This window comes from Streptomyces pseudoechinosporeus (assembly GCF_054783935.1).
The window spans coordinates 25990-45432 of the sequence record NZ_BAAGPS010000094.1 but is presented as its reverse complement, the minus strand read 5'-3'; the positions used below and the strand labels follow the sequence as shown (position 1 = coordinate 45432).

Sequence of the window (19443 nt, the reverse complement as noted above, 5' to 3'; positions counted from 1 at the left end):
ACTCCCCCACAACCCTCCCCACCCGCACAGCCCCCACCAACTCCGCATGATCCGCCTCGGTGCGGTCCGCGTAAGCCACCGAGAAGGACGCGATCGCCTCGTCCAGCTCCTCGCTCTTGCCGCAGTAGCCCGCGATCAGTCGGGGATCGGCGCTGTGGGCATGGGCGCGGGCCAGCAGGGCGCCCGTCATGCGGGCGTAGTCGTCGATCTGGTCGGCGGCCAAGGCCGCGGGGTCGACGCTGCCCTTGCGGTTACGGAACTGGCGTACCTGGAAAGGCCGCCCGTCGACCGAGGTCCAGCCGAGCAGGATGTCGCTCACCACCTGCATGCGCTTCTGGCCGAGGACGACACGGCGCCCCTCGTGCTCGACCGTCGGCACCGTCAGGCCCGCCGTCTTCAGGTGCGGCAGCAGGGCGGAGGGTCGGGTCTCCTTGACCTGGAGGACGAGAGCTTCGCCACGGTGGTCCAGCAGGAGCACCACATACGAGCGCAGGCCCACGCTTCCCGTGCCGACCACTCGGAACGCGACGTCGTGCACCGCGTACCGTGCGAGGAGCGGGAGGCGGTCCTCGGAGAGCGTGGTCAGGTACTCCTCCAGCGACGCCGCCACCCCGGCGGCCTCCGCGTCGGATATGCGCCGCAGCACCGGCGGCGCATCGACGAAGCGGCGTCCGCCATCCTCGACCGGCTCCGTCGACTTCGCGGCGAAGCGGCCACTGGTGTTGGCCCGCGCCTTCTCCGAGACCCGCTCCAAGGTGCCCAGCAGGTCGTGGGCGTCGGTGTGCGAGACCAGTTCCTCGTCCGCGATGGCGTTCCAGGCGTCCAGGACCGGGAGTTTGGCGAGCAGCCGCATGGTGCGCCGGTAGGAGCCGGTCGCGTAGTGCGCCGCCTTGCGGCAGGTGTCCTCGTCCGCTCCCGCCTCCCGGCCCGCGAGGACCAGCGAGGTAGCGAGCCGTTTGAGGTCCCACTCCCAGGGACCGTGCACCGTCTCGTCGAAGTCGTTCAGGTCGATGACGAGGCCGCCGCGCGCGTCCGCGTACAGGCCGAAGTTCGCCGCGTGCGCGTCCCCGCAGATCTGCGCGCCGATGCCCGTCATGGGCGTACGCGCCAGGTCGTACGCCATGAGTCCGGCCGAACCGCGCAGGAAGGCGAAGGGAGTGGCCGCCATCCTTCCGACCCGTATCGCCGTGAGCTCGGGGATGCGGCCTCGGTTGGACTCCTCGACGGCGGTCACGGCGCCCGGACGGTCACCGTTCCCACCCAGGGAGGCATGCGCGGCTCGCGGCACCCGCTCCCGCAACGCCTTGCCCTCTTCCTTGGGCGACCCCTGCGTCGGCCACTGCGCGAACCCGCGCACCCCGGCAACCCTGGCCTGTCCAGCCTGCCCAGTCCGTGCCGCCACCGCGCCACCGCTCTCGCTCACTCCGACCGCCTCCCCCGTGCACGAACATCAACTCGCCACGACGGTACAGCCGGACACCGACCCGCGTGAGTCCCTGTGGACAACTCCACGCCTGTGGAAAACACCAGGTATTCCCTGTGATTGTCCTCACCCGAGACGCCCCGGGGCGACCCGAGACGAGCCCGAGGCGACCCGGGCCCACCCAGCCCTCGGACAACGCGAAAGCCCCGCAGGTCCAAGACCTACGGGGCTTCAACTGTGCGCGAGGGGGGAGTTGAACCCCCACGCCCTTGCGGGCACTGGAACCTGAATCCAGCGCGTCTGCCTATTCCGCCACCCGCGCATTGGGTGTGTCGTCCGTCTCTCACCCGTGGGTGCGAGCGCCTGGCGACATGCAGAAGATTAGCACGCTGCCAAGGGTGGATTCACATCCCTTTCCGGGGGCAGCAACGAGGCAGGGACGAGGCGGCAGACCACGGCATCACCTGCGCAGCCGCCCCTTGCGGTGCCTTGTGCCTCACCGCTTCCACCCCGTACGTATCGGCCAGAACCTGTTCACGTATCAACCTCGTACCGGTCCTGGCCATCTCCCCAGGAGGCGGACAGGGTCCACAGTCGGGTGCGGGACACTGTGGTGAAGCCACCTCTACGATCCTTCCCATGAGAGTGCCCAGGGGGAGTTCGAAGAGGAGCTCCGAAGGGAACTTCGGGAGGGAACTTCAGTGGGCGTCGACACCCGTCGACCGTGCCGACAGGGGGAACCACCCGATTTCCCGGCGCGTGGATACGATCAGTGAGCAGTACCAGGACAGCGACGAAGGAGGAGGTGCCCCATGGGAGTCCTGAAGAAGTTCGAGCAGCGTCTCGAAGGTCTGGTCAACGGCACCTTCGCCAAGGTGTTCAAGTCCGAGGTCCAGCCCGTCGAGATCGCGGGCGCGCTCCAGCGCGAGTGCGACAACAACGCGACGATCTGGAACCGCGAGCGGACCGTCGTCCCCAACGACTTCATCGTGGAGCTGAGTACGCCGGACTTCGAGCGTCTCAGCCCCTACTCCGGCCAGCTCGGCGACGAGCTCGCCGGCATGGTGCGCGACTACGCGAAGCAGCAGCGCTACACCTTCATGGGCTCCATCAAGGTCCATCTGGAGAAGGCGGACGACCTCGACACCGGCCTGTACCGGGTACGCAGCCGTACGCTCGCCTCCTCCGCCAGCCAGCAGGCTCCGGAGCGCGCTCCCGCAGGAGGCCCGGCCGCCCGCCCCGGGGGCTACGGCTACCCGCCGCAGGCCGCCCAGCCGACGGGCGCTCCTCCCATGCCGTCCGCGCCGCCGCCCGGCCGTCCCGGCCCCGCGTCGCCGATGGCCCAGGGCCGTAGTGCCGCGGCTCCCGGCCCGCTGCCCGGTGCGCGCGTACGGCACTGGATCGAGATCAACGGCACCCGCCATCAGATCTCCCGCCCGACGCTGGTGCTGGGCCGCAGCACCGACGCCGACGTGCGGATCGACGACCCCGGCGTCTCGCGCCGGCACTGTGAGATCCGGACCGGAACGCCCTCGACGATCCAGGATCTCGGGTCCACCAACGGCATCGTGGTGGACGGGCAGCACACCACCCGCGCTACGCTCCGCGACGGCTCGCGGATCGTCGTGGGCAGCACCACCATCATTTACCGGCAAGCCGAAGGGTGAAGCGGGGGCAATGTCAGAGCTGACCCTCACGGTCATGCGGCTGGGTTTCCTGGCCGTACTGTGGCTGTTCGTGATCGTGGCCGTGCAGGTCATCCGCAGCGATCTGTTCGGAACGCGTGTCACACAGCGCGGCTCGCGCCGGGAAAGCGGACGGTCGCAGCAGGCCGCCCGGCAACAGGCCGCGCCCCCGCAGCAGCGCCAGCAGGCGAGCGGCGGCGGCCGTCAACGCCGCGGGGCGCCCACCAAGCTCGTCGTCTCCGAGGGCATCCTCACGGGTACGACGGTCGCGCTGCAGGGGCAGACCATCACGCTGGGGCGTGCGCACGACTCCACGATCGTCCTGGATGACGACTACGCCTCCAGCAGGCATGCCAGGATCTACCCGGACCGTGACGGCCAGTGGATCGTGGAGGACCTGGGGTCCACCAACGGCACGTATCTCGACCGGACCCGGCTGACGACCCCCACGCCGATTCCGCTGGGCGCGTCGATCCGCATCGGCAAGACCGTCATCGAGCTGCGGAAGTAGTACGACAATGAGCGAGCGGAGCGAGCACGCAGCGGCGGTCCCCTGGGTGGACCCCGGCGCGCTCCCGACCGGAGGGTGGGCACCGTGCGGATGTACCCGGAGCCGACGGGCGAGGTGCGCATGAGTCTGTCACTGCGCTTCGCCGCCGGATCGCACAAAGGCATGATCCGCGAGGGCAATGAGGACTCCGGTTATGCCGGTCCGCGCCTGCTCGCGATCGCCGACGGAATGGGCGGCCAGGCCGCCGGTGAGGTCGCCAGCTCCGAGGTGATCTCCACCATCGTCGCGCTCGACGACGACGTGCCGGGTTCCGACATCCTGACCTCGCTCGGCACGGCCGTGCAGCGCGCCAACGACCAGCTACGGCTGATGGTCGAGGAGGACCCTCAGCTCGAGGGCATGGGCACGACACTGACGGCGCTCCTGTGGACCGGGCAGCGGCTCGGCCTCGTGCACGTCGGCGACTCGCGCGCGTACCTGCTGCGGGACGGCGTACTGACACAGATCACCCAGGACCACACCTGGGTGCAGCGGCTCGTCGACGAGGGACGTATCACCGAGGAAGAGGCCACCACGCACCCGCAGCGCTCGCTGCTGATGCGCGCGCTGGGCAGCGGCGACCATGTCGAGCCCGACCTGTCGATCCGTGAAGTCCGCGCCGGCGACCGGTACCTGATCTGCTCCGACGGTCTGTCAGGGGTGGTCAGCCATCAGACGATGGAGGACACCCTCGCCAGCTACCAGGGGCCGCAGGAGACCGTGCAGCAGCTGATCGAGCTCGCGCTGCGCGGCGGCGGGCCCGACAACATCACGGTCATCGTGGCCGACGTACTCGACATCGACGGCGGCGACACCCTCGCGGGACAGCTCTCCGACACCCCGGTCGTCGTGGGCGCGGTCGCCGAGAACCAGCAGCAGCACCCCTTGCACGACGACGGCGCGATGCAGACGCCCGCAGGCCGCGCCTCCAGCCTCGGCCGCCCCGCGCCCTCAGGGGGCGGCGGCGAGTTCGGCCCGCCCGGCAGCGGCGACACCACCGGCTACGTCCCCACGGGCGGCTTCGGCGACTACACCGACGAGGACTTCGTCAAACCCCGCCGCGGACGCAAGTGGCTGAAAAGATCCCTCTACGGCGCGCTCGCGCTCGCCGTCATCGGCGGCGGACTGTACGGCGGATACCGCTGGACGCAGACGCAGTACTACGTCGGCACCAAGGGCACGCACGTCGCGCTGTACCGCGGTATCAGCCAGGACCTGGCCTGGGTTTCGCTGTCGAAGGTGGAGAAGGACCACCCCGAGATCGAACTCAAGTACCTGCCGCCGTATCAGCAGAAGCAGGTCAAGGCCACGATCGCCGAAGGCGGCCTCAGCGACGCCAGGTCGAAAATCGAGGAGTTGGCGACGCAGGCATCGGCTTGCAAGAAAGACGCCGAACGCAGGCAAGCCGAGAGCCGTAATAACTCTCAGACGGGTGAAGGCGAAGCAGGCGGCACCACCGGAACCACAAGGACCTCCGTGGCGTCAAAAGCGACACCGACGCCGAACCCGTCGCAGTCACCGTCCGCCGACCCGTCCCCCACCGCACCCACTCCCACACCCGGTCCCAGCCTCTCGGAGGAAGAGCAGAAGCTGGTCTCGCTGTGCGGTAAGCAGTAAGCAACGCACGCTGTGAGAGGCCCAGTTACACGATGAGCAGTACAACGAACCCATCGACGCACCATACGTCCACGATCGGCGCCATCGGCGCGCCCAGCCGGCGCAACACCGAGCTGGCGCTGCTGGTGTTCGCCGTCGTCATCCCGGTGTTCGCCTACGCCAACGTGGGCCTGGCCATCAACGACCAGGTCCCCTCCGGCCTGCTCGGCTACGGCCTGGGCCTCGGCCTGCTCGCCGCCGTCGGCCATCTCGTCGTACGGAAGTTCGCGCCGTACGCGGATCCGCTGATGCTGCCGGTGGCTACGCTGCTCAACGGACTCGGGCTGGTGCTCATCTGGCGCCTCGACCAGTCACGGCGGCTCCAGCAACTCGCCGAGAACGCGTACGGCTCCTTCAGCCCCTCGGCCCCCAAGCAGCTGCTGTACTCCGCCATCGGCATCGCGCTGTTCGTGGCGGTCCTCATGCTGCTCAAGGACCACCGCGTCCTGCAGCGCTACACGTACATCTCCATGGTCGCCGCCATCGTGCTGCTGCTCCTGCCCCTCGTTCCCGGCCTCGGCGCCAACGTCTTCGGCGCCAAGATCTGGATCAGCATCGCCGGCTTCTCCATCCAGCCGGGCGAGTTCGCGAAGATCATCATCGCGGTCTTCTTCTCCGGGTACCTCATGGTGAAGAGAGACGCCCTGGCTCTCGCAAGCCGCCGCTTCATGGGCCTGTACCTGCCGCGCGGCCGCGACCTCGGCCCGATCCTCACCCTCTGGGCCCTCAGCCTGCTCATCCTCATCTTCGAGAACGACCTCGGCTCGTCCCTGCTGTTCTTCGGCATGTTCGTGATCATGCTGTACGTCGCCACCGAGCGGACCAGCTGGATCGTCATCGGCCTGCTGATGTCCGCCGGCGGCGCGGTCGTCGTCTCCACCTTCGCCAGCCAGGTCCAGGTCCGTGTCAACGCCTGGCTCGACCCCTTCGGCTGCTACGAGACCTCCGGGGCCTGCGAGCAGATCGGTCAGTCGATCATGGCCTTCGGCTCCGGCGGCGTGCTCGGCACCGGCCTCGGCCAGGGCAACTCCGACCTCATCGGCTTCGCCGCCAACTCCGACTTCATCTTCGCCACCGTCGGCGAGGAGCTGGGCCTGGCCGGAGTCATGGCATTCCTGCTGCTGTACGCCTTGATCATCGAGCGGGGCATCCGCACCGCGCTGGCCGCCCGCGACCCCTTCGGCAAGCTGTTCGCCACCGGTCTCTCCGGCGCTTTCGCCCTGCAGATCTTCGTCGTCGCGGGCGGCGTCATGGGCCTGATCCCGCTCACCGGCATGACGATGCCGTTCCTCGCCTCCGGCGGCTCCTCCGTGATCGCCAACTGGGCCCTGGTCGGCATCCTGCTCCGCATCAGCGACACCGCACGCCGTCCGGCACCGGCCCCCGCCTCCAACCCCGACGCCGAAATGACCCAGGTGGTCCGCCCGTGAACAAGCCCCTGCGCCGCATCGCGATCTTCTGCGGGCTCCTCGTGATGGCCCTGCTCATCCGCGACAACTGGATCCAGTACGTCCAGGCGGACGCGCTGCAGAACCACGAGAACAACCGCCGCGTCTCCATTGAGCGCTACGCCCAGCCGCGCGGCGACATCATCGTCGACGGCAAGCCGATCACCGGCTCCACCGAGACCTCAAGCAGCGACTACAAGTACAAGCGCACCTACAAGAACGGCGAGATGTGGGCCCCCGTCACGGGCTACGCCTCGCAGGCCTTCGGCGCGACGCAGCTGGAGTCCATCGAGGACGGCATCCTCACCGGCAACGACGACCGGCTGTTCTTCCGCCGCACCCTCGACATGGTCACCGGCAAGAAGCAGGAGGGCGGCAACGTCGTCACCACCCTCAACGGCGCCGCTCAGAAGGCGGCCTTCGACGGCCTCGGCGACAAGAAGGGCGCCGTCGCCGCCATCGACCCGTCCACCGGTGCGATCCTGGCGCTCGCCTCCACGCCGTCGTACGACCCGTCGACGTTCGCCGGGAACTCCACGGACACCGACACCAAGGCCTGGACCAAGCTCCAGAAGAAGCAGAACCCCGACGACCCGATGCTCAACCGGGCACTGCGCGAGACCTACCCGCCGGGCTCCACCTTCAAGGTGGTCACCGCGGCCGCAGCCCTGGAGCACGACCTGTACACGGACCCCGACGCGAAGACCGACTCGCCGGACCCGTGGACCATGCCGGACACCACCACCGAGCTGCCGAACGAGGGCAACATCCCTTGTGAGAACGCCACACTCCGCACCGCCCTGAGGGTCTCCTGCAACACCGTCTTCGGCAAGGTCGGCTCCGACCTCGGCAAGGACAAGATGCTGGAGACCTCCGAGAAGTTCGGCTTCAACAAGGAGCAGTTCGTACCGGTCCGCTCCAGCGCCTCCGTCTTCCCGACCGCCATGGACAGGCCACAGACCGCGCTCAGCTCCATCGGCCAGTTCGACACCGCCACAACCCCCCTCCAGATGGCCATGGTGGCCTCGGCCATCGCCAACGACGGCACGCTCATGAAGCCGTACATGGTCGACCGACTGACGGCCCCGAACCTGGACGCCATCGACCAGCACGAACCGGAGAAGATGAGCGAGCCGCTCTCCGCGGACAACGCCCAGAAGCTCCAGTCGATGATGGAGACGGTCGTCGAGGACGGCACTGGCTTCCGCGCGCAGATCCCCAACGTCAAGGTCGGCGGCAAGACCGGTACCGCCCAGCACGGCGTCGACAACGAGCTGGCGCCGTACGCCTGGTTCATCTCGTACGCGAAGGGCGAGGACGGCAGCTCGCCGGTCGCCGTCGCCGTCGTCGTCGAGGACAGCCAGGCCGAACGTGAAGACATCTCCGGCGGCGGTCTCGCCGCACCGATCGCGAAGGACGTGATGAAAGCAGTACTCGACAGCAAGTGACCCCGCTCACGTCCCCTTCACATCGGTGCACGTTGCGATACCGGTCCTGTATCGAGTGACGGTTGTGGCCAGGTCAGTCAAGGCGAGCCGGGTACGGTATGCCCGGACAGCACACCGCCGGACCACACAACTGGGTGCGGTCGGAACCGACGGAGAGGGCTGGTAGGTAGCTATGGAAGAGCCGCGTCGCCTCGGCGGCCGGTACGAGCTGGGCCAGGTGCTCGGCCGTGGTGGCATGGCGGAGGTACATCTCGCCCATGACACACGGCTCGGACGCACCGTGGCAGTGAAGACGCTGCGCGCGGACCTCGCGCGCGACCCGTCCTTCCAGGCCCGGTTCCGCCGGGAGGCCCAGTCGGCCGCCTCGCTCAACCATCCCGCGATCGTCGCCGTGTACGACACGGGTGAGGACTACATCGAGGGCATCTCCATCCCGTACATCGTGATGGAGTACGTCGACGGGTCCACGCTGCGCGAGCTGCTGCACTCTGGGCGCAAACTGCTGCCCGAGCGCGCTATGGAGATGACCATCGGCATCCTCCAGGCCCTCGAGTACTCACACCGCAACGGCATCGTCCACCGCGACATCAAGCCCGCGAACGTCATGCTGACGCGCAACGGCCAGGTCAAGGTCATGGACTTCGGCATCGCCCGCGCCATGGGTGACTCCGGCATGACCATGACGCAGACCGCCGCGGTCATCGGCACCGCCCAGTACCTCTCGCCGGAACAGGCCAAGGGCGAGCAGGTCGACGCCCGGTCCGACCTGTACTCCACCGGCTGCCTGCTCTACGAGCTGCTGACAGTCCGGCCGCCGTTCGTCGGGGACTCCCCGGTCTCCGTCGCGTACCAGCACGTACGCGAGGAGCCGCAGCCGCCGAGCAACTTCGACCCCGAGATCACGCCCGAGATGGACGCCATCGTCCTCAAGGCCCTCGTCAAGGACCCGGACTACCGCTACCAGTCCGCCGACGAGATGCGCGTCGACATCGAGGCCTGCCTCGACGGCCAGCCCGTCGCGGCCACCGCCGCCCTGGGCTCCGTCGGCTACGGCGGCTATCCCGACGACAGGCCGACCACGGCCCTGCGCGCCACCCCCGGCGGCCAGCAGACGTCCATGCTCCCTCCGATGAACCCGGACGACGGCGGCTACGGCTACGACGACCGCGGCGGCCGCCGCCGCCCGAAGAAGAGCAACGCCTCTACGATCCTGCTGGTCGTCGCGGGTGTCCTGGTGCTGGTGGGCGCGATCCTGATCGGGAGGTGGGTGTTCAGCTCGACGGGCGGCACGGGCAACGAGACGTTTGAGGCACCCAACTTCGTCAACCGGACCTTGCCCGACGCTCGGGACATGGCGAAGAACGTCGACCTGAAGGTGACGACGACGGAGGATGCCTGCGAGAACACCCCGAGGGGCAGTGTCTGCGCACAGAACCCGAAGGCGAAGGACCCGGTCAGCAAGGGCGACACGATCGCGCTGACGGTGTCGACGGGGGCGCCGAAGGTGGCGGTGCCGAACGTCATCGGGGACAAGGAAGAGGCCGCCACGAGCGAGCTCGAGGGCGACGACTACCAGTTCAACGTCGAGACGGAGACCAAGGAGTCGGACGAGGAGCCCGGGACCGTCCTGGAGACGGACCCCGTATTCGGCAAGGAAGTGGAAAAGGGATCGACGATCACCCTCACCATCGCCGAGGAAAAGGAACAGTCGACCGTCCCCGACGTCACGGGCAGGACCTGTGACGAGGCCAAGGCACAGATGGTGGCCAACAACCTCGTAGGCGCCTGCGTCGAGGTGGAGACCGACGACGACAACCTGGTCGGCAAGGTCATCTCCACCGATCCGGCGGGCGGCTCCCCGGCCGAGCCGAACTCCCAGGTCAACATCCAGATCGGCAAGGAGGCCGAGGACGAGGAGCAGCAGGTCCAGGTCCCGAACGTGGTCGGCCAGACCCTCGACAACGCCAGGCGGATCCTTGAGGGCGCAAACCTGAATGTCGGCAACGTCAACTCTCAAGACGGCAACTCGTTGGTCATCGATCAGGACCCGGACTTCAACCAACAGGTCGCCGAGGACAGCGCGGTCAACCTGACCACCACCGGCGGCCAGGACAACGGCGGCAACAACAACGGCGGCGGTGACAACGGCGGCGGCTTCTTCGGCGGCGTCAACGGGGCCTCCGCCCGGAACGAGGACTGACGCCCGCCCCGTCCGCGTACAACCGCATACGTCAGAGCCCCGGCACCCAAGTTGAACTCTTGGGTGCCGGGGCTCTGACGTGTCACCGAACGCCCTCGCTGAACACCTGCTCGCACGTAGATCGTGTCTTCACATGTGATGACTTGTTGATCGGTGGGGTGGGGCATCGGAGCTCTGCCCTGGCCGTACGGCCGGACCACGAGCAGACGGGACAGAACGTGATCAACGAAGCGGCTCTACTGGAATCGAAGAGTCTGCGCGACAGCGCACTGGAACGCACGGACGTGCTCGACAGAGTCAAGGCGCTGTCGCTGCTGCCGGACGGCATGCATGTGACTACGGCGATGGTTGCGGCGTACTTCGAAGTAGGTCTCGAAGCAATCAAGTCGCTCGTCAAGGACCACAGGGGGGAGTTGGAAACCAGCGGCTACCACCTGCTGGTAGGCGAAGAACTGAGGTCCTTCAAGGACCTCAGTGGGCTTCAGTCACACACACGCTCCTTGGCGCTCTTCTCCCGCCGCGCCGTCCTCAACGTAGCCATGCTGCTCCGAGACAGCGAAGTCGCACGTCAGGTGCGTACGTACCTCCTCGACATGGAGTACTTGGCGCGCACCCAGCCTGTGGATAACCCTGTCCACAGGGACGCCGACTTCCCCTCCCTCGACGACCGCATCGATCAACGCATCAGCCACGTCCTCGGCAAAACCGTCGTCCCGATGTTCAACGCCCTGATCGAGACATCGAGCGAGCACCGCCGGGAATTGATCGCCCTGCGCAGCGGCGTCCAGCGCATCGAGCGCAAGCTCCAACAGCACAACGCCCGACTGCAGCGGCTGGAAGGCCCCCGAGAGAACCGGCCCCTCGCCGGAGTCATGGCATCCATGGACGCCATGAACGGGCGCGAGTTCGAGGAGCACGTCGCCCAACTGCTGCGCCGTGACGGCTGCACCGCAGTCGTCCTCCGAGGCGGCCATGGAGACCGGGGCGTAGACATCACGGCACGCACCGCCGACGGACGACACATCGCCGTCCAGTGCAAGAGATTCGCGCCATACGTATCCGTGACCAGCCCTGACGTCCAGAAGTTCATCGGGTCGGCCAAGGTCCTGTACAAGGCGGACGTGGCGCTCTACGTGGCCACATGTCCCTTCACGCGCGACGCCATGAACGTCGCGGCCGACGGCGGCGTCACACCAGTGGATCGCAGCTTGCTCGAAGCGTGGAGCGGCGGTACAGAACTGTCCGCCTTGAGCTGATCCGCTGTTGCCTCAAGGAGAAAGGGCCCGAAGTCGCAAAGGCTAGTTGCGGCTTCGGGCCCGGCTCATGTCGAGAGTGACATCACGTCACTCTCGCGCCTTCAGAATCTCACTGACGCAACTCCTCCGGCGGCGTCCGCTCGTCATCCACCTTCTCCACCCGCTCCAGCTCCCCCCACACCACGTACCGGTAGGTGGACGTGAAGACCGGCGTGCAGGTCGTCAACGTGATGTAGCGGCCCGCCTTCTTCTTGCCCGATTCCTTGGGGACGGGGGCGAGGACATCGACGTTGTACTTGGAGGTCTCGGGGAGGATCTCGTAGACCTTGTAGACGTACCACTCGTCCTTGGTCTCGAAGACGATCGGGTCGCCCTTCTTCAGCTTGTCGATGTTGTGGAACTTCGCACCGTGCCCGTCGCGGTGCGCGGCCAGCGAGAAGTTGCCCTTCTTGTCCTGCGGGAGCGCGGACTTGATCGGGTCGGTGTAGTAGCCGGCGGTACCGTCGTTGAGGGCCTTGCTTGAGGTGCCCTTCTTGACCAGCACCTCGCCGTTCTTCATCGCGGGTACGTGCAGGAAACCGATGCCGTCCTTGGTGTCCAGGCCGATCGGACCGCGGTCCTCGGCCCAGTGGTCGCGCACCTTGTCGCCCTGCTTGTCGGCCTTGCGGTCCGCGACGACGTTCGTCCACCACAGCGAGTAGGCCACGAACAGGCCGAGGATCAGGCCGGCCGTGATGAGGAGTTCACCGAAGACGCTGACGGCCATCGCGATCCGGCCGGGGCCGCGGCGGCGCGGCGCGGGCGAACGCGCCGGCGCCGCGGTCTGCTCTTCGTGGTCGGTCGTCGCTGCCACTCTTCATCTGTCCTTAACTGACGAGCGCATCGGGCTTCCCCTCGCTGCGCGGCCGTTCCTCGACCATCTTGCCCCAGACGATCATCCGGTACTTGCTGGTGAACTCGGGAGTGCAGGTCGTCAGAGTTATGTAGCGGCCCGCCGTGGTGAAACCCGACTCCTTGGGGATCGCGTCCAGGACGGCCGTGTTGCTCGGCGCCGTCACCGGCAGGATCGACGCCATCTTGTAGACGAAGTACTGGTCCTGCGTCTCCACGACGATCGGATCGCCCGGCTGGAGCCGGTTGATGTACCGGAACGGCTCGCCATGGGTGTTGCGATGCCCGGCAAGCCCGAAGTTGCCCGCCTTCGCCTCCGGCATCGCCGTCTTCAGATCGTCCTCCGCGTAGTGACCGACCATGCCGCGGTCCAGCACCCGCTTCTTGTCGATGCCCTCGGCGATCGGCACGACCACATCCAGCTTCGGAATGTGCAGGAGGGCGAAGCCCTGCCCCGGCTCGAACGCCCCCGGCTTCCGCTTACCGCTCGCCCAGTCGTTCTGCAGACTGCTCGCCGCGCTGCCCGCCTGGGCCTCCGCCCGGATGTTCGTCCACCACAGCTGGTACGTCACGAACAGCAGCATCAGCACGCCCGTGGTGATGAACACCTCACCGATCGCCCGGCTGGCCATCACCGCCACCCCCGGCTTCCGCGCCCGCGCCGCCCGCCGCGCCTCCACCCGCGAGAGAGGCGTCGCGCCCGGCTCCGCCGACTGCTCCTGCACCGCCCCGCCATGCCGCTTGGCGGCCTTACGCCGGGCCGCACGGCCACCGGCGGGGCCAGGGGCGGGCGTGGCAGACCTGGCCGCCCGCATGGACTCACTGTCCGGTACGCGCAGCGCGACGGTCTCTTCATCGATCGGGGGCATCGGAGCGGGCTCGTACGGCTCGGAGTACGCCTCCTCCTGCCACGCCTCCCCATACCGCGACTCCCCGGGCGAAGGCCTCCCGGGCGAAGGCTCGTCGTACGAGGGCGACGACGGAGGCTCCGCAGACGACGAAGCCGCCTGCTCCCCGTACCAGTCCCGCGCATACCCCTGCGGGTCGTACCACTCCTGCTCCGGCCCCGCAGCGCCTCCGTACGCGCCAGCGGCCCCGTACACGGTGTCCTCACCGTACGGGGCGGCACTGTCGCGCTCGGGGCGCAGGGCGGTCACGCCGTGGCCCTGCCCACCACTGGGGCAAGCCCCGTCGACCTCGCCACAGCCCCCGGGTCACCGCACACGGCCAGCCAGTTGGCCAGCATGCGGTGACCGTGCTCGGTCAGCACGGACTCGGGATGGAACTGCACACCCTCGACCGGCAGTTCACGATGCCGCAGCCCCATGATGATCCCGTCATGCGTACGGGCCGTGACCTCCAGCTCGTCCGGAACGGTCCCCGGCTCAGCGGCCAGCGAGTGGTAACGCGTCGCCGTGAACGGCGACGGCAGCCCCGCGAAGACACCCCCGCCCCCGTGCTCGACGAGCGAGGTCTTGCCATGCAGCAACTCGGGCGCACGGTCCACCACACCCCCGTACGCCACCTGCATCGACTGCATGCCCAGGCAGACCCCGAAGACGGGCACGCCGGTCGCCGCGCAGTGCCGCACCATGTCGACGCACACACCCGCCTGCTCCGGAGTGCCGGGCCCGGGCGACAACAGCACACCGGCGAAGCCGTCCTGAGCATGAGCCGTCGACACCTCGTCGTTGCGCAGCACCTCGCACTCGGCGCCCAGCTGATACAGGTACTGGACCAGGTTGAAGACAAAGCTGTCGTAATTGTCGACGACGAGAATCCGCGCGCTCACTGGTTGTCCACCGTCACATCGTTGAAGGGCAGCAGCGGTTCGGCCCACGGGAAGACGTACTGGAAGAGCACATAGACCACCACGAGAACCAGCACGATGGAGATCAGCGCCTTGATCAACGCGTTTCCCGGCAGATGCCGCCAGATAAAGCTGTACATGCCGTCCCTTCCGTCACACCACGGCACCAGACTCACGCCGTACACGACCAGACTAGCTGCGTAGAGCCTCCGGTTTCCCAGCCTCCACAGGCTGCGTGGCATCAAGGTGCGCCCACACGATCAGCCGATGGCTGTGCCCCCACTCCGGCTCACAGGTCGTCAGCGTCAGATAGCGGCCCGCCCGCGTATACCCGGACTTCCTCGGCACCGGGTCGATGACCGCGATATCACTGGGCAGCGTCTTGTACGGCTTGGTGTCGATCCGGTACGTGAACCAGGTCGTGCCATCAGTCAGAACCACCGCGTCACCGGGACGCAGCCTGGGGAAGTCCTTGAACGGATCCCCGTACGTGCGGCGATGGCCCGCGACCGCGAAATTTCCCTCCTGACCGAGCTGCGCCGTACTCGCGTAGTGACCAAGACCCTTCTTCAGCGTGCCGGTCTTCGTACCTTCGAGCACGGGCTTGTTCCACGTGAAACCTAAGCGCGGGATGTACATGACGGCGAAGGGCTTGCCGTCCTCGTACGGCGCCGGCGGCTCGGGATTCTCGGCAGTGGGAGCCTGGGACTCGGCCGCGACCGTCCCCTTCGACCACTGGTCCTGGAGGCTGTCGATCTGGTCGTCCATCGCACTGTCGGCCTTCACACCCGTCCAGAACAGCACGTAGACGACAAAGAGCACGATGACGCCGCCCACGGTGATGCACAGTTCGCTGAACGTCCTGATGATCACTCGCATCGGCGGCTCCCGGCGGGCTTACTCCACAGGCTTCGCGTAGTGGAGATCCACTGTGCCCGAGTAGCCGGGAAGAGTCACTGCCCCTTCCTCGTCGACTTTCCAGCCGAGACCATAGACATTGACGTACACCATGTAGTTCTGGATCGCCGGGGACGCCGTCAGGGCCTTCTGCAGCTTCTCCGGGTCACCAACCGCGGTGATCTTGTACGGGGGCGAGTAGACGCGGCCCTGAAGGATCAGGGTGTTGCCGACGCAGCGTACGGCGCTGGTGGAGATCAGCCGCTGGTCCATGACCTTGATGCCCTTGGCGCCGCCCTGCCACATGGCGTTGACCACCGCCTGCAGATCCTGCTGGTGAATGACCAGGTAGTCCGGCTGCGGCTCGGGATAACCGGGGAGCTTGGCCGTGGCGTTCGGCGGCGCATCGTTCAGCGTGACCGTGAGTGCCTCGCCCTTGAGCTTCTGCGTACCCGCGTTCCCCTCCAGAGCAGCGAGCCTTTCGTCCTCCGCCTTCGTACTGCCGTCGTCACGCTCGGCGAGGGCCTCGACGTCCTCGCGCAACGTCGCGTTGCTCTCGCCGAGCCGACCGTTCTTGTGGCTGCGTTCCTGGATGAGATCGGAGAGCTTCAGCAACGAGGCATCTGTACGGATATTGGTGCCCTTGGCCGTGTTGAAACTGGTGAAGAAGATCAACCCGGCGAGAGCGAACACAGCCACCGTCAGCACACGCACCGGACGAAAACGCCGCATACGCACAGGGCTGGAACCCGCCTGGGGCGAGTCGGCAGAATTGCTCAACGTACCCTTATCTCCTTCGGCGCCGCGGAAGCACTACGCTAACGGACGCCCGGGGGAGCGCTAAGAGTCCCCTTGTACGCTGCCCCGGAGCCAGCCCACGTTCCCTGCGCGGCCACGCAGCGCATCGACAGGAGAGACCCTCGTGCCGAAGTCACGTATCCGCAAGAAGGCCGACTACACGCCGCCCGCGGCGAAGCAGGCAACCAACATCAAGCTGACCAGCCGCAGCTGGGTCGCCCCGGTCATGCTGGCCATGTTCCTCATCGGCCTCGCCTGGATCGTCGTTTTCTATGTGACGGACGGCTCGCTGCCGATCGATTCCCTCGGCAACTGGAACATCGTGGTGGGCTTCGGCTTCATCGCCGCGGGATTCGGCGTTTCGACGCAGTGGAAGTAACGCGGCCCCAAGGTGTCGCGAACCTGTACGGCAAGCCCTGACTGAAGCTGTCCACTGGAGTTATCCACAGCTGTCCACAGCGGTGGAAAACACAGCCGATCTGTGGATAACCCATTGGGCGTTGACCCCGGTGTGACTGACCTACCAGGATCCGGAAGCTCGTTCGCCCCTTGTCCTGCCTGGGGAAACCCAGGTCAGGGACAGGGGCGCAGCTGTTCCCGCACAGTATGCACAAGATCCGGCACAGTCTGTGGACAACGTCGGCGCCTCAGGTGAGCTGACCGGTCCTGATGAGTGTCATGACCACAACGGCTATCAGCACCAGCGCGCAGACGCCGTACTGGATCAGAGTCCGCCGTCCGCGAGGTGCGTGGACCATGGCGTAGCCGATCACCACGCCGCCGACGAGGCCGCCGATGTGGGCTTCCCAGGCGATGTTGCTCCACCCGAAGGTGAAGATCAGGTTGATCACCAGCAGGGCGATGACGGGGCGCATGTCGTAGTTGAGCCGCCGCATGAGGATGGCGGTCGCGCCGAAGAGGCCGAAGATGGCGCCGGAGGCGCCGAGTGAGGGCTGGTTGGGTTCGGCGAGCAGGTAGGTGAGGGCGCTGCCTGCGAGGCCGGAGATTGCGTAGAGGGCGATGTAGCGGGCGCGGCCGAGGGCTGCTTCCAGGGGGCCGCCGATCCACCACAGGCTGAGCATGTTGAAGGCGATGTGGATGACGCTGCCGTGCAGGAACATGGCCGTGACGAGGCGGTACCACTGTCCTTCGGCGACGCCTTCGACGCTGCCGAGGCCCGGCACGTATGCGAGGCCGAGGAGTTCGAAGCGCTCATCGAAGCGTTCGCCGACGGAGAGCTGGACCAGGAAGAAGGCGAGGTTGAGGCCGACGAGGATCTTGGTGATGAGCCGGGGGTCTTCGGTGATCGTGCCGCCGGCGAGGGTGCGTGGCCGGCTGGCGGTCGGTGAGTGGCCTGTGCCGGAGCCGTCTCGTACGCACTCGGGGCATTGGAAGCCGACTGAGGCGCTGACCATGCACTCGGGGCAGATGGAGCGCTCGCAGCGGGTGCAGCGGATGCCGGTCTCCCGGTCGGGGTGCCGGTAGCAGGTGGGCAGGCTCTGGGCGTCCTGCGGTCCCTGCGGGCTGCCTGGCACCTGGTCCATGGGGTCCCCCTCATTCTCCGTACGGCGGGCGCTCGGCGGTGGCCCAGGGGCGGATACCCCAATGCACCGCCCCGCCCTTCCTTCTACGGACGGGCGGGGCGCATTGGTTCCCTGGCCTTGGTTTTCGGCCCTGAGTCGCGTCCTGACTTCCGCGGGTACGGGCGCGGAGGCTGGGCCTCGGCGGCGGCCGGCCCCAGGGGGTCAGGTCTTCAGCGACGGTCGGGGCTCAGCGGGTCTCGACGACGACCGACTCGATGACCACGTCGTTGACGGGGCGGTCGGTGCGCGGGTTGGTCTGCGTCGAGGCGATGGCGTCGACGATCTTCTGGCTGGCCGCGTCGGTGACCTCGCCGAAGATGGTGTGCTTGCGGGTCAGCCAGGCCGTCGGGGAGACGGTGATGAAGAATTGCGAGCCGTTGGTGCCCGGGCCGGCGTTCGCCATGGCCAGCAGGTACGGCTTGTCGAAGGCGAGGTCGGGGTGGAACTCGTCCTCGAACTGGTAGCCGGGGCCGCCTGTGCCGTTGCCCAGGGGGTCACCGCCCTGGATCATGAATCCGCTGATCACCCGGTGGAAGACCGTGCCGTCGTAGAGCCTGTCCGTGGTCTTCTCCCCGGTCTCGGGGTTGGTCCACTCACGCTCGCCCTTGGCGAGCTCGACGAAGTTCCGGACCGTCTTGGGCGCGTGGTTCGGCAGGAGCCGCACTTCGATGTCGCCTTGGTTGGTCTTCAGGGTGGCGTAGAGCTGCTCAGCCACGATCTGCCTTCCGTTGTCCTTTGTGACTCCTCGATCCTCGCACGGCCTGCGCTGCCCGTCGCGCGTCGCCACCGGTCTGAGCTGCTTCGTACCAAAGGGGCGCGTGGTCGGCGGATCCGTGGCATTGTCGTCGTCAAGCCCTTGTTGCACCGTATTGATCAGTTATTGCCCCGAGTGTGCTTGCGGTCGGTATGCATGACTCGGATGCCTGCTCGCGAATGCCTCGGAGCGCTCCGACAGGCATGATCCCGATAAGGGTGGAAAGGTGAACTGTGTCTTTCTGGGGGATCTCCCCAATGCCCCCGTACGCCACCGAGGAGGAGGATCCCGTGACCCGCATCGACAGCGTGCGCGCCGCGACCGGCTCGGCGAAGGGCAGCGTGCTGCACGCCGCGGAAGCGGTGGCGCCCTACGCCGACACGGCCAAGGACCGGGCCGCGCACTACGCGCAGGAAGCACGCGTACGGCTCGCGCCGAAGGTGTCGGCCGTCGCTCACCAGGCCGCCGATCAGGCTCGTACGCAGTACGACGCCCATCTCGCGCCGCGTCTGGAGCAGGCGCGCACTCATGTGCCGCCGAAGGTCGACTACGCCGCTCACGAGGCTGCGCTGCGCGCCCGCATCGCCGCCCGGCAGGCCGCCGACTACTCCCGGCCGAGGATCGAGCAGGCCAGGGCGGCGGCCGGGCCTGTCCGTGAGGAGGCCGCGGCTCGTAGCGCGGCGGCGCTGGCGGCGCTGCGCGGCCAGGTTTCGCCGAAGGAGATCGAGAAGCTGGCCCGTAGGCATCAGCGGCGGGCCAGGGTCGGGCGCCTTGCGAAGGGGCTGGCCATTCTGGGCATCCTGGCGGGCGGTGCCTTCGCCGCCTGGAAGTGGTGGGACAAGCAGGCCAACCCCGACTGGCTGGTGGAGCCGCCGGCCGCCACGGAGGTGCCGGACACCGGTCAGCTGACCTCGGTCGACGGCAGCGGCCAGGACGCGCTCGACCCCGAGGTCCAGGCGAAGCAGGCCGAGGCGGAGGCGGCGGAGCGCGACGAGCGGGGCTGACGCCGCAGGTTCATGTCGGCTCGTATCCACTGGTTTCAAC

General features: G+C 67.5%; 18 protein-coding genes and 1 tRNA gene. 9 read left to right on the top strand and 10 right to left on the bottom strand.

What is annotated here, in order from left to right; all coding sequences use genetic code 11:
- The coding region (locus ACYVO6_RS48690; protein WP_461073344.1) for a DUF2252 domain-containing protein at window positions 1–1423 on the bottom strand (1423 nt) is incomplete at its 3' end.
- A gap of 238 nt (window positions 1424–1661) precedes the next feature.
- Window positions 1662–1745: transfer RNA gene (locus ACYVO6_RS48685), tRNA-Leu, on the bottom strand.
- Between the two features lie 490 nt (window positions 1746–2235).
- Between ACYVO6_RS48685 and ACYVO6_RS48680 the strand changes: the two genes are divergently transcribed.
- The 7 genes from ACYVO6_RS48680 (at window position 2236) to ACYVO6_RS48650 (ending at window position 11666) form a co-directional block, all read left to right on the top strand.
- Window positions 2236–3090, top strand: coding sequence for an FhaA domain-containing protein (locus ACYVO6_RS48680; RefSeq protein ID WP_461073342.1), 855 nt, complete (start codon window positions 2236–2238; stop codon window positions 3088–3090).
- A 10-nt stretch (window positions 3091–3100) separates the two neighbouring features.
- The gene (locus ACYVO6_RS48675; protein ID WP_461073340.1) at window positions 3101–3619 is read left to right on the top strand and encodes an FHA domain-containing protein FhaB/FipA; all 519 of its coding nucleotides are present in this window, start codon (window positions 3101–3103) and stop codon (window positions 3617–3619) included.
- A gap of 90 nt (window positions 3620–3709) precedes the next feature.
- Window positions 3710–5275 carry a Stp1/IreP family PP2C-type Ser/Thr phosphatase gene (locus ACYVO6_RS48670; protein WP_461073584.1) on the top strand — a complete coding sequence of 522 codons (1566 nt, stop codon included), beginning with the start codon at window positions 3710–3712 and terminating at the stop codon, window positions 5273–5275.
- A 32-nt stretch (window positions 5276–5307) separates the two neighbouring features.
- Complete coding sequence (locus ACYVO6_RS48665; RefSeq protein ID WP_461073338.1) at window positions 5308–6744, top strand: FtsW/RodA/SpoVE family cell cycle protein; 1437 nt, start codon at window positions 5308–5310, stop codon at window positions 6742–6744.
- Window positions 6741–8210 (top strand): peptidoglycan D,D-transpeptidase FtsI family protein, encoded by a 1470-nt coding sequence (locus ACYVO6_RS48660; RefSeq protein ID WP_461073336.1) that lies wholly within the window; start codon window positions 6741–6743, stop codon window positions 8208–8210. The genes ACYVO6_RS48665 and ACYVO6_RS48660 overlap by 4 nt, the downstream gene beginning before the upstream one ends.
- A 172-nt stretch (window positions 8211–8382) precedes the next feature.
- Window positions 8383–10410, top strand: a complete 2028-nt coding sequence (gene pknB, locus ACYVO6_RS48655; protein ID WP_461073334.1) for a Stk1 family PASTA domain-containing Ser/Thr kinase — start codon at window positions 8383–8385, stop codon at window positions 10408–10410.
- 158 nt (window positions 10411–10568) lie between these two features.
- Window positions 10569–11666, top strand: coding sequence for a restriction endonuclease (locus ACYVO6_RS48650; protein ID WP_461073332.1), 1098 nt, complete (start codon window positions 10569–10571; stop codon window positions 11664–11666).
- Between the two features lie 109 nt (window positions 11667–11775).
- On the opposite strand, the gene ACYVO6_RS48645 is transcribed toward ACYVO6_RS48650, so the two are convergent.
- Genes ACYVO6_RS48645 through ACYVO6_RS48620 form a run of 6 tightly spaced genes read right to left on the bottom strand, consistent with a single transcriptional unit; the run spans window position 11776 to window position 16044 of the window.
- Window positions 11776–12519: a class E sortase gene (locus ACYVO6_RS48645; RefSeq protein WP_461073330.1), complete on the bottom strand. Its 744-nt coding sequence runs from the start codon at window positions 12517–12519 to the stop codon at window positions 11776–11778.
- Window positions 12520–12532: 13 nt separating this feature from the next.
- Window positions 12533–13714 carry a class E sortase gene (locus ACYVO6_RS48640; RefSeq protein ID WP_461073328.1) on the bottom strand — a complete coding sequence of 394 codons (1182 nt, stop codon included), beginning with the start codon at window positions 13712–13714 and terminating at the stop codon, window positions 12533–12535.
- Entirely contained in the window at window positions 13711–14349 is a 639-nt protein-coding gene (locus ACYVO6_RS48635) for an aminodeoxychorismate/anthranilate synthase component II (RefSeq protein ID WP_461073326.1), read from the bottom strand. Before ACYVO6_RS48635 ends, ACYVO6_RS48640 begins: the two co-directional genes overlap by 4 nt.
- Window positions 14346–14507, bottom strand: coding sequence for a hypothetical protein (locus ACYVO6_RS48630; RefSeq protein WP_461073324.1), 162 nt, complete (start codon window positions 14505–14507; stop codon window positions 14346–14348). The genes ACYVO6_RS48635 and ACYVO6_RS48630 overlap by 4 nt, the downstream gene beginning before the upstream one ends.
- 52 nt (window positions 14508–14559) lie before the next feature.
- Entirely contained in the window at window positions 14560–15246 is a 687-nt protein-coding gene (locus ACYVO6_RS48625; protein WP_461073322.1) for a class E sortase, read from the bottom strand.
- An 18-nt stretch (window positions 15247–15264) separates the two neighbouring features.
- Window positions 15265–16044, bottom strand: coding sequence for a DUF881 domain-containing protein (locus tag ACYVO6_RS48620; RefSeq protein ID WP_461073320.1), 780 nt, complete (start codon window positions 16042–16044; stop codon window positions 15265–15267).
- A 142-nt stretch (window positions 16045–16186) separates the two neighbouring features.
- On the opposite strand from ACYVO6_RS48620, the gene crgA reads away from it, so the two are divergent.
- Window positions 16187–16441 (top strand): cell division protein CrgA, encoded by a 255-nt coding sequence (crgA, locus tag ACYVO6_RS48615; protein WP_189322071.1) that lies wholly within the window; start codon window positions 16187–16189, stop codon window positions 16439–16441.
- A gap of 268 nt (window positions 16442–16709) precedes the next feature.
- On the opposite strand, the gene ACYVO6_RS48610 is transcribed toward crgA, so the two are convergent.
- A complete protein-coding gene (locus ACYVO6_RS48610; RefSeq protein ID WP_461073318.1) occupies window positions 16710–17606 on the bottom strand; it encodes a rhomboid family intramembrane serine protease in 897 nt (298 codons plus the stop codon).
- Window positions 17607–17832: 226 nt separating this feature from the next.
- A complete protein-coding gene (locus ACYVO6_RS48605; protein WP_461073316.1) occupies window positions 17833–18360 on the bottom strand; it encodes a peptidylprolyl isomerase in 528 nt (175 codons plus the stop codon).
- A 329-nt stretch (window positions 18361–18689) separates the two neighbouring features.
- On the opposite strand from ACYVO6_RS48605, the gene ACYVO6_RS48600 reads away from it, so the two are divergent.
- Entirely contained in the window at window positions 18690–19403 is a 714-nt protein-coding gene (locus ACYVO6_RS48600) for a DUF5324 family protein (RefSeq protein WP_461073314.1), read from the top strand.
- Window positions 19404–19443 lie beyond the last annotated feature (40 nt).